11 protein-coding genes and 1 rRNA gene are annotated in these 10,798 nt (G+C 38.7%); 6 read left to right on the plus strand and 6 right to left on the minus strand.

Features of this window, described 5'->3' with window-relative positions:
* Positions 1–251 precede the first annotated feature (251 nt).
* Both RMZ41_RS21195 and RMZ41_RS21200 read left to right on the plus strand, forming a co-directional pair.
* Positions 252–467: a type II toxin-antitoxin system HicB family antitoxin gene (locus tag RMZ41_RS21195; protein WP_322641144.1), complete on the plus strand. Its 216-nt coding sequence runs from the start codon at positions 252–254 to the stop codon at positions 465–467.
* A gap of 21 nt (positions 468–488) precedes the next feature.
* Entirely contained in the window at positions 489–1,727 is a 1,239-nt protein-coding gene (locus tag RMZ41_RS21200; protein ID WP_322641143.1) for an acetate kinase, read from the plus strand.
* A gap of 9 nt (positions 1,728–1,736) precedes the next feature.
* Here the strand turns inward: RMZ41_RS21200 and RMZ41_RS21205 are convergent, their stop codons facing one another.
* The 3 genes from RMZ41_RS21205 to RMZ41_RS21215 all read right to left on the minus strand — a co-directional run bounded on the left by RMZ41_RS21205 (position 1,737) and on the right by RMZ41_RS21215 (position 4,146).
* Positions 1,737–2,708 carry a hypothetical protein gene (locus RMZ41_RS21205; protein WP_322641142.1) on the minus strand — a complete coding sequence of 324 codons (972 nt, stop codon included), beginning with the start codon at positions 2,706–2,708 and terminating at the stop codon, positions 1,737–1,739.
* Complete coding sequence (locus tag RMZ41_RS21210; RefSeq protein WP_322641141.1) at positions 2,705–3,559, minus strand: hypothetical protein; 855 nt, start codon at positions 3,557–3,559, stop codon at positions 2,705–2,707. The genes RMZ41_RS21205 and RMZ41_RS21210 overlap by 4 nt, the downstream gene beginning before the upstream one ends.
* Before the next feature lie 128 nt (positions 3,560–3,687).
* Positions 3,688–4,146 carry a hypothetical protein gene (locus RMZ41_RS21215; protein WP_322641140.1) on the minus strand — a complete coding sequence of 153 codons (459 nt, stop codon included), beginning with the start codon at positions 4,144–4,146 and terminating at the stop codon, positions 3,688–3,690.
* 448 nt (positions 4,147–4,594) lie between these two features.
* Between RMZ41_RS21215 and RMZ41_RS21220 the strand changes: the two genes are divergently transcribed.
* From RMZ41_RS21220 to ftsH3, 4 genes are all read left to right on the plus strand, one after another.
* Positions 4,595–5,380, plus strand: coding sequence for a hypothetical protein (locus RMZ41_RS21220; RefSeq protein WP_322641139.1), 786 nt, complete (start codon positions 4,595–4,597; stop codon positions 5,378–5,380).
* Positions 5,381–5,426: 46 nt separating this feature from the next.
* Complete coding sequence (locus RMZ41_RS21225) at positions 5,427–5,897, plus strand: GNAT family N-acetyltransferase (protein ID WP_322734395.1); 471 nt, start codon at positions 5,427–5,429, stop codon at positions 5,895–5,897.
* Positions 5,898–5,913: 16 nt separating this feature from the next.
* Positions 5,914–6,708 (plus strand): aminotransferase class IV, encoded by a 795-nt coding sequence (locus RMZ41_RS21230; RefSeq protein ID WP_322641137.1) that lies wholly within the window; start codon positions 5,914–5,916, stop codon positions 6,706–6,708.
* Positions 6,709–6,821: 113 nt separating this feature from the next.
* On the plus strand, positions 6,822–8,663 hold the full coding sequence (gene ftsH3 / locus RMZ41_RS21235) for an ATP-dependent zinc metalloprotease FtsH3 (protein ID WP_322641136.1): 1,842 nt from the start codon (positions 6,822–6,824) through the stop codon (positions 8,661–8,663).
* Between the two features lie 403 nt (positions 8,664–9,066).
* Here ftsH3 and RMZ41_RS21240 read toward each other — a convergent pair whose 3' ends face one another.
* The 3 genes from RMZ41_RS21240 to rrf form a co-directional block, all read right to left on the minus strand.
* Complete coding sequence (locus RMZ41_RS21240; protein WP_094330884.1) at positions 9,067–9,285, minus strand: hypothetical protein; 219 nt, start codon at positions 9,283–9,285, stop codon at positions 9,067–9,069.
* A gap of 943 nt (positions 9,286–10,228) precedes the next feature.
* Positions 10,229–10,384: a CopG family transcriptional regulator gene (locus RMZ41_RS21245; RefSeq protein ID WP_322641173.1), complete on the minus strand. Its 156-nt coding sequence runs from the start codon at positions 10,382–10,384 to the stop codon at positions 10,229–10,231.
* Between the two features lie 269 nt (positions 10,385–10,653).
* Positions 10,654–10,771: ribosomal RNA gene (gene rrf / locus RMZ41_RS21250) — 5S ribosomal RNA — on the minus strand.
* Between the last annotated feature and the right edge of the window lie 27 nt (positions 10,772–10,798).

Genomic DNA, 10,798 nt, shown 5'->3' on the forward strand with positions numbered 1-10,798 from the left:
TAGGATTATTAACGCAAAAATATTAAATACAAGTAAGAGAAACGAACCGCAAAGGACGCAAAGGACGCGAAGAAAGAAAAGAAAGAATCAGATCCGGGTGCTCATGCCGTTGGTGCAAACATGAAACAAAATCTTGAAGCCAAATGAGTATTAAACAGCGATCGCTCCAATAATGGGTGTTCATAGCGGCGATCTTTATAGAGAAAGGGTGATGCTATGCTTGCTATAAAAAGGATTGAGGATACAGTACGATGAAAACTCGCAGCTTTACAGTCCTCATTTATAAAGAGGACGATATGTATATAGCTGAGTGTCCCGAAGTTGGTACGGTTGATCGGGGAGAGACAATTAAACAAGCAATTACTAGCTTAAGAGAGGCAACGCAGCTTTACTTAGAGGAATTCCCTTACCTGAAACATCTCCAAGATAGAAGCATAAGGTTACATCTAGTGACACGATCGAAGTAGGTCATATTTTTTTGTTGTCCTATGAAGATATTGGTGCTGAATGCCGGATCGAGTACCCAAAAGAGTTGTCTGTATGAAATTGCAGATGAGGCTTTCTCCACCGAAGCATCTCAACCCCTTTGGGAAGGGAAAATCAACTGGACTCAAGATCGCGGTGTAGCAGAAATTGAGGTTAAAACTGCTACGGGTGCAAAACTGCAAGAATCAATTTCTGATGATTCCCCACAGGCACACCTCACCTATATGCTTCATACGCTTACTGATGGTGCTACCAAAGTAATAGATCGGTTGTCAGAAATCGATGTGGTGGGGCATCGGATAGTACACGGAGGACACGATTATCGAGATAGTGTAGTAATCACTGAGGATGTTAAAAAGGCGATCGCTAGTTTATCTAATCTAGCTCCAGCACATAATCCAGCTGCTTTGGAAGGCATAAAAGCAATTGAAAAAATCTTAAAAGATGTCACTCAAGTAGCAGTCTTTGATACCGGATTCCATGCTACTTTACCCGACGCAGCAGCAATCTATCCCGGCCCTTATGAGTGGGTAGAACAAGGAATCCGTCGCTATGGGTTTCATGGCATCAGTCATCAATACTGTTCTCAACGTGCTGCCCAAATTCTCGGACAAGATGTTCCACCTGAGCGCTTAATTACGTGTCATTTGGGGAATGGTTGCTCTTTAGCGGCGATTAAAAACGGCCGCAGTATTGACACCACAATGGGATTCACGCCCTTAGACGGATTGATGATGGGTAGTCGTTCTGGTTCAATCGATCCAGGAATTCTGATTTATCTGTTGCAGCACTACGATTACTCTGTTGAAAAGCTGGATGATATCTTAAATAAAGGTTCTGGGTTAAAGGGAATTTCAGGTGTATCTAGCGATATGCGGGAAGTGAGAGAAGCGATGTCTACGACGGGCTACGCCTACGCTCAAGGTAATTCCCGCGCTAAACTAGCGTGGGATATCTACGTACATCGTTTGCGTTCTGGTATGGGTGCAATGCTTACCAGTTTGGGTGGATTAGATGCTTTAGTATTCACAGCAGGCGTGGGCGAACACTCTGCGGAAATTCGCCAAGCCGCCTGTGAAGCCTTTGGTTTTTTGGGATTGAAGCTCGATCTTAATAAAAATCAGCAGCAGCCAGTGGATGAAGATATTGCTACAACTGACTCAGCAGTACGGGTATTAGTTATTCATACTCAAGAAGATTGGGCGATCGCTGGGCAGTGTTGGCAACTTTTGCAAAAATAAAAATAGGATTTACCTAAAAAATTTATAAATACTCGTAACGAAAGAAAGCAATGTAAAAATAATTTTCCAAATCCGTGGTCTTATAAAGCTTAAAATATACTCTGCAAGTTTTGGGGCGAGAAATGACGAAAACGGCAAGAATAAAGACTCAACATCCCTATAGTTACTAATAGCACTAACAACGATGGGGATGAGACAAATCAGCGTCCATATCAACCAATTGATAAATTTAGAGTTGATGGAACTACGTCTTTGCAATTGATTGACAAGTACATAGCGAGTAGTAGCAAATAGTATAGTCAAGCCGATCAAAGCAAATGTTGATAGTATCCAGTTTGCTGGATGTAAATTGTAGACTAAAAAACCAGCCGGGAACAGCGAAGCTATCTCCCAAACTAGCAGATTTAGTTTAGTCCGAAAGCAATTTAATATTTGTTCAGTCAACCAATAATGAGCAGATAAAATTGGTGAAAAGTTGGAATTTTGCATAAAATCCAACTTAATTTTGTGGAATATATCACCATGAATCAGAACTGTACTTTGCAAAATAATGTCTTTCTCTTCATCAGCATTTGAAGTTGATTCAGCCTGTTCATAGTAAGAATTAAAGGTAAGTCCAGGTTGTAAGTTTGTTTTGTCTCGTGCAGTTCTATTCAGAAAAGATTTTATCATGTTGACTATAACAGTAACGTAAAAAAAATTACTAACCTCTTTTTCAGTAATTTCTTTTTTCTTCCCGAACACAACATTATTGCTAAAACAGGCGTAATACCATAGAGTAATTATCAGTTTTGGCGGAATATACAGAGAAACACCAGTTTTTTGTGCTTGCTGAATCTGTTCTACAACTGTCTCATTTAGGTAAAAACTACACTGCGATCGCTCAACCTTCAGTTTAAAGCGATCGCCTTGAGGAACTTGTACAAATAGAGAGAGTACAATATCAGCTTGGTTGTTTGTTTTTATGATATCAGCGTTCATTTTCGAGATAAATTTGCTATACCCTGTACCAAACTAATCAAAAAACTAAATGTTCCACGCCACTGTTTTTCTCCAGAAATCACTCCTTGATTATGTGTATTAATGATTAAATTTTTAGCTTCTTCAGATAAATTAAAAAGTTCTTTATGGTAACGAGTGATAATATCTCCATCCAACTGCATTACAGTTTGAGCAAAAATAATATCAGTTTTGGTACTTCTGATGTTACCACCATCAAGTGCAGCTTTGAGTTCATACATTTTGCGTAGGGTACGAAGAAATTTATCATTATTTAAAAGTCTTTGAATCTCTTTAAAATTTTGAATCCAATCTTCTTCATTGTTTCCATCTTTGTCATCAAGAACGGGAGTTGGAGCAGGTAGTATTGGTTCAGCTAGTTTCACATTTGCTTTATCTGTTTCAACTAGGTTTGCTTGATATCTCTTCGCATATTCAAGCCTCTGGCGATATCGTTTTACTCGCTCATCCTGCGGATTATAAAATTCTGAACCTTCTTCAAGAAGAAGGTAAAAATATTCTCTTTCAAGTTGGTTAAATAAACTTTTATAACGCTTATGTAGTTCTTGAGCTTGAGTACCTTCTTCTGGAATACCTTTTGCTTCAAAGTAGTCTGGATCTTGTATAGAATATATTTCTTGATATGCCTCCCAAGCATTAAACTTGGAAGCATTAATCCTATCTACAACCATTGTATTAACTTCTAAGGCTGTGATATCAGAAACTAATGTTTGTACAGAAGATACTAAATTGTTTAGCAACCCTCTAGCTTGATTTTGAATATCTTGAGGTTGACCAACATTTTGGTCTTTAATTTGAATATTATTAGACACAGTTTCACCCTCTCATGGTTCTGAACTAATTTGAATTTCAAATTGTATTGATAGATACAAGTAAATGAGCCTAATTAGATATTAGGTTGCTGTAGATACTTTACTTTAAAGGGGTAATTAACAAACGCTTAAAGTTCTGACTTTTTACGATTTTTCACGATTTCCATAAGAAATCCATACAATTTTTCCATACTTTCTATATTCTTGTGAATAATCTCCCGTCCATCTCTAATTTGAGTTAAATGAAATTCACGAATTTCTTTATAGGGCCCACTATCAGTAAATTGACTCCCAATCTCATTTTGAATATCGCCACTAACAAGATTAATTCGGGTATATATTCGATTACCTGGTTTAGCTGCTTCTATCTCATTTTGCGACTGTTCAGATGACTCTGCTACCCAAGTAGTTATTTTTAAATCAATGGCTTCAACAATTACTGTTTTCATAGCCTCAATAATTTCATCAACATCCAATCCCTTTTTATTAGCATTCAGATTAGTAACTATTGTTTTAAAATCACTATTTTTTGTCTGAATGGATAGACTACTATTTTCCAAATTATTCGTAACTTCGGTATTTAGCATAAGATTAACAAGGTAAAAGGTTTAATTGCGAACAAAATATTATCTTAAATCATGTTTTAATTTTTACTGCTTTTACTTAATAAAACTAAGTAATTTTAAATTAATTTAATAAGCTAATAACTTGTTGCTCAATAAGAGTAAAGTTAGACTTCCAGGTTCTAACTTTCATCTCGGAAAAGAAAATAAATTCTTAGATACTACAAATAAGAAAGTGAAAATGATACTCTAAAGTACTTAAAAAGTATAATATAATACTCTGAGTTCGCCAAGGTTGTCGAAATACTTCTTTTCGGTTTCTCTTGAGAAAAGATAGGGTTGTTTACTGGTAGTTGTTTCTCAAAGAAAGTGTACCTTGATGTGTCAGCTACTGTAATTATATAGCTGAGTAATTTTACAAGAAGTATATTATATACAATAAGTCACCTCTACATGAGAATACAAGGAAAATATGTTTTTGTCGCGTAAAGCTATTACTACACCTTTCATGATCTGTGTGTATATTTCAGGAATTGCTCTGATTCAATTTCCCCAATTACAAAAACTAATAGATAGCAAAAAATCAGCTTCTTTAGAGACTCTAAAAAAAGAAATGAAATTAGAAAATGCTCGTATTAATATTCTCAAAAAAACGCCTAGTTTTGGTTATGATAATTTCATTGCAGATTTAGTATATCTCAATTTTTCACAGTACTTTGGAGATGATGAAGTTCGGGATAAAACAGGTTATAGTTTAAGCCCAGAATATTTTGAAGTTATTCTAGAACGTGATCCACGATTTTTAGCAGCGTATCGGAGTCTTTCTATCAGTACTTCATTATATGCTGCTATGCCAGAACGTGCGATCGCACTCTCAGAGAAAGGTTTAAAATCACTATCTCCCTTGGTTCCTGAAAAGTCTTATTACGTATGGCGTTACAAAGGAACTGATGAGTTATTATTTTTAGGTAACGCTGACGCTGCTCAAAAGTCTTTTGCAACGGCGGCAAACTGGGCTAGTAACTTTTCAGATGCAGAGAGTCAACTTGTAGCTTATACTTCCCAAAAAACTGCTGAATTTTTGAGTCGAAATCCTAATAGTAAATATGCTCAAATTTCCACTTGGTCAATGGTTTTAAATAATCAAGTTGACGATAGAACTCGGAAACGCGCAATTAGAGAAATTGAAGCTTTAGGAGGAAAAGTAATTACAACTCCTGAAGGTACTAATAAAATTTTACTTCCCCCCAAAGATTGAACTATTATTTATAACAGGTTGTTGCAAATGCATGAAATAATTATATTTGTCCAATTGGTTTCAAAATTATCACGCAGGATTGAATAAGGCAATAATGATGTCAATAGAATTGGCAATATCTGATTTTCAGATATTAAGGTGTTTTCCTGTTATTTTCCAATTGCGCCCTCACCTTGAGCAGGCTAAATTTGTAGAAAAAGTTCGGTATCAAATGAAAGAAGGATATCAACTTGCATTTTTGGAAGTGGAAAAGCAAGTTGTAGCAATTGCGGGATTCCGCATTTCTAATTGTTTAGCATTGGGAAAGTTTTTATATATTGATGATTTAGTTGTTGATCAGTTGAAGCGTTCACATAGCTATGGTCAACAGTTATTTCAGTGGCTAATTGAATATGCAAAAAATCATGAATGTAAACACCTGAGTCTGGATTCTGGTGTTCAGCGATTTGCGGCTCATAGATTTTATCTCATGCAGCGTATGAGCATTACAAGTCATCACTTTTCAATGGAGTTGTAGAACAAGAAATCTGGTTGTGACAAATAATATTTTTTGGTATAACGGCAAATTAATTCACTCTCAAACCCTAGAATTAAACATTAACGATCCTGGTTTACTTTATGGGGCAACTATTTTTACAACATTGCGGGTTTATGAGAATTCTCTAGATAGTAATTTAACTAATTGGCAAGCACATTGCGATCGCTTGCTTTTCTCAATACAAACTTTTGGGTGGCAGCAACCCGATTGGAACCGTGTAAGTCAAGGCGCTCAAATTCTCCTCGCATACTTCCCCGTTCTCAGAATTACCCTTTTTCCCGATGGACGGGAATGGATAACAGGTAGGTTATTACCACAAAATTTGACAGAAAAACAAAAAACTGGCGTTGTGTGTGCCGTTGCTAGTTCAGAATTTTCTCGCTCCCTCCCTTCTCATAAAACTGGAAACTATTTGAGTGCTTGGTTGGCAAAAACTACCTTAGATGCTCAAGAAGCAATATTAGTCGATAATCAAGGAAATTGGCTAGAAACCAGTACAGGCAACCTTTGGGGATGGTGCGATCGCAGTTGGTGGACACCACCCTTAACAGCTGGAATTTTGCCGGGAATTGTGCGATCGCAACTTGTAAACTGGCTAGAAAGCCACCAGCAGCCAGTGCGGGAAGAAACTTGGAGCGTCGAGCTAGTCCAGAGATTTGAAGCGATCGCTTACACTAATAGTGTAGTAGAGATTATTCCCATTCATACCGTTAATCAGCCTTCAGGGTCGCTACAATATAATCCCTACCATTCTAGTTTTCAGCAAATAAGGGGGCTTTTTTTAGTATGACAGCCACGCCAAATTTGTTATATCTTAAGATAAGTTAACATAATTCTTAATAATCACCTTTGTGATCAGAGAAGCTAGGCAATCGGGCAAAAAATACCGGAGGATAGACCTTAGTGAATAAAAGATGGAGAAATGCAGGGCTGTATGCGCTGCTGTTTATTGTCGTCATTGCGCTGGGAACAGCATTTTTCGACAAACAACCCCAAAGCAGAGAGACATGGCGATACAGTCGCTTTATTCAAGAAGTTCAACAAGGCAGAGTAGAAAAAGTCAGTTTGAGTGCAGACCGTTCTACAGCACTGGTTACACCCAAATATGATCCAGCTAAACGGATTGTTACCTTAGTTAACGATCCAGATTTGATTAATACTCTGACTTCAAAAGGCGTTGATATTTCTGTTTTGCCCCAAACCGACGAAGGATTTTGGTTTAAGGCATTAAGCAGCTTATTTTTCCCTGTATTGCTTTTGGTTGGCTTATTCTTCTTGCTACGTCGCGCTCAAAGTGGCCCGGGTAGCCAAGCTATGAACTTTGGCAAATCCAAAGCCAGAGTGCAAATGGAACCACAAACTCAGGTGACATTTGGCGATGTAGCTGGTATTGACCAAGCCAAATTGGAATTAAACGAAGTTGTAGACTTTCTAAAAAACGCCGATCGCTTCACTGCCGTTGGTGCAAAAATTCCTAAAGGTGTACTATTAGTTGGCCCTCCTGGTACAGGTAAAACCCTCCTAGCTCGTGCCGTAGCTGGTGAAGCTGGTGTACCTTTCTTCTCAATCTCTGGTTCGGAATTTGTGGAAATGTTCGTAGGTGTGGGTGCATCCCGCGTCCGCGATTTATTTGAACAAGCTAAAACCAATGCTCCTTGTATCGTCTTCATCGATGAAATTGACGCTGTAGGTCGTCAACGGGGTGCAGGTTTAGGTGGTGGTAACGATGAGCGGGAACAAACCCTCAACCAGTTGCTCACCGAAATGGACGGCTTTGAAGGCAACACTGGCATCATCATTATTGCCGCTACCAACCGTCCTGATGTTCTAGATGCAGCACTGTTGCGTCCTGGCCGCTTTGACCGTCAAGTTGTGGTAGACCGTCCCGACTATGCCGGACGCAGCGAAATCCTCAAGGTACACGCCCGTGGCAAAACCTTGGCGAAAGATGTGGATTTGGATAAAATCGCCCGTCGTACCCCTGGATTTACTGGCGCAGATTTATCCAATCTGTTGAATGAAGCCGCAATTTTGGCAGCACGCCGGAATTTGACTGAAATTTCAATGGATGAAATCAACGACGCGATTGATCGCGTATTAGCTGGCCCAGAGAAGAAAGACCGGGTAATGAGCGAAAAGCGCAAAACCTTGGTGGCATATCATGAAGCTGGTCACGCTTTAGTTGGTGCTTTAATGCCAGACTATGATCCAGTACAAAAGATTAGCATTATTCCTCGCGGTCGCGCAGGTGGTTTAACTTGGTTCACCCCCAGCGAAGACCGGATGGACACAGGTTTATACAGCCGTGCTTATCTAGAAAATCAAATGGCTGTAGCTTTGGGTGGTCGGATTGCTGAAGAATTAATCTTCGGTGAAGAAGAAGTTACCACTGGTGCTTCTAATGACTTGCAGCAAGTAGCACGGGTTGCCCGTCAAATGATTACCAGATTTGGTATGAGCGATCGCTTAGGCCCGGTTGCCCTTGGTCGTCAGCAAGGTAACATGTTCTTGGGACGAGATATCATGTCAGAGCGTGATTTCTCTGAAGAAACCGCTGCCGCCATTGATGAAGAAGTCCGTAAACTTGTGGATGTAGCCTATACACGCGCTAAAGAAGTGTTAGTAAGCAACCGCCATATTTTGGATCAAATCGCCCAAATGTTGGTTGATAAAGAAACGGTAGACGCTGAAGAGTTGCAAGAAATTCTATCGAATAACGATGTGACAACTGCTGCTTTTGCCTAATTTAATAAGTAGTTAGGAATTAAGAACAATTCCTAACTCCTAAGCGTTAATAAAAGCCCGGTCATGAAGACCGGGCTTTTAATATGGGGTTATATACCCCGAAGGTTTCGTTATAGAGTTTCAGTATAAATCGCTAATCTGATAGAGACTACCACCTAAACATAATCAATTCCGGAAAATTAGAAAATTTTTTTTAGATACATCCAACTCAAAAAAGCTAGAACCCTGACTTCAAAGGAAAAAAATACAATCTAGCCTAGCTACAAATTGAGAAGTATGGTGAAAAAATTCCCGAAGCCATTATGTTAGAGTACAATCTAGCATCTTGGTTGACCGACTCTGACGATAGCTTAATAACATAACTAGCGTTAATAGTGGCTCGATACTCAACCAACCGCCGATCTTAAACTCTGGATGTCGGTTTCAAAAATAGCCACGCCACAAAGAATGTAGCCGCCGTGAATAGTTGCGTCAAATCTAAAGCTGATAGATAGCCATCTGCAAATGAAGCAATACTGCGATCGGTAATGCCAAATACCCAGGATGACAGTCCAAACAGCCAAATCCCATTCTTGAGATTTCCGACAAATTCTTTAGAGTCTGATGGTTTTTGGTCTTTCATAAGCTTCTGTCCCGTTGGTGAGAAATTTGATGATTGATGCTAAATACTTGGCATTAAAAATTTTTATGACTCTTGACGTTGAATTTACACTCCCTATTAATAATATTAATAAATATTTCACCTACTTGACTTACCTACCTAAAAGCACATCTCTTAATCTTGACATTTTTTCTTCGGTTCTATGATCTCTGATAGACGGCTATGCATTGATTAGAGGCGCACAGCTAGCTGTGCGCCTCTAGAAATTTACAAATAATTTTGGAAAATTTATTTTTTGGAAGCCCCTAAACGAAATTTTCGGGTCAACCAAGCGAGTAGGAGGACGACTTTATCTTTGATACAAATCTTGAACGACTTGGATAGTAGAAATTACAGCTATAAGGGCAATGCTGCAACTGGTAAGTAACAAACTTTTTTTTGCCAAATATAGCGAAGCGCTAGCAACACAACTGCACCTACAAGTCGATACTGGGAACGAATTTTGTAATAACGCGCGCCAAATTGGTGGAGAATACTCACAGCTAGAGAGAATAATCTTACTTATTTTGGATACCTATATTTCCTGGGTTTCAGTCCCCTTGTCACCCCTTCAAAGTTTTAAGCTTAAGCTAAGCGTAATTTAGCCTATGGAGTAGTTCGTCGAACTAGAAAGAGGTCTTTAGGCAGGAATGCTATTCCCTGCCTCTAAACTCCGTTAGTAATTTTCCTAGAATACGCTTGCACTGATAACAAGAACAGAACGAGTTTGTGAATTCGCCTGTATGTATATGAGATCAAAACCATCTGAGCATGACTAAATGAGCAGCATTACATGTAGATAGTGTTCCGTTACTAGCAATAGCTGATGTTTGCAGGAAAATAATTATGAAACACTATATTTAACTTAGAAGCTAAGATGTACTTGTCATGGTTTTGTTTTTTTGTTCAGTATGATTTATTAGGTTTAAGAGACTTTTTCCTCATGAGTAGGAAGAGAGCGAACTAACTCCCGAATTACATCGGTTGCCGGTCTTCCTGTCATTAAACAGTATTGTTCAAGCTTCTGTGCCTCGCTTGATGTGAGATTAGATAATGCCACATTTAATCGAGGTGGAGGTATTGAAGAATTAATTCAATAGGCATCTGTCACTTAAAATTAAAATACTTGCCATCCTATTCGCCTGACCTTAACAAAATTAAGCGCTGTTGTTCATGATTGAAGAGTCGAATTCGTAAACTGCTACTAATTCAATTAATTCAATTTGACTATCTTCGGGATGTTATGGAAGATGTGCTTTGCAGAGCATTCTAACCGCCTTGTCCGTTGCTGTAAAAAAGAAAACCCCAAAGCAGTGATGTGAGCTTAGGGGTTCCTAGTTGTAAAATAATACCTGGCATCGAGCTATTTTTGCGTAGGGCGACCCCTAAACTATCGTTGCCGCAACAGCGTTTCACCTCTGAGTTCGGGAAGGGTTCAGTGTGGTTCCACCGCGCAATAGACACCAGGAAAACCTGATGGGAATTAAAAATTAAA

This window comes from Nostoc sp. DedVER02 (assembly GCF_034530675.2).
In the GTDB taxonomy this organism is placed as follows: Bacteria; Cyanobacteriota; Cyanobacteriia; order Cyanobacteriales; family Nostocaceae; genus Nostoc.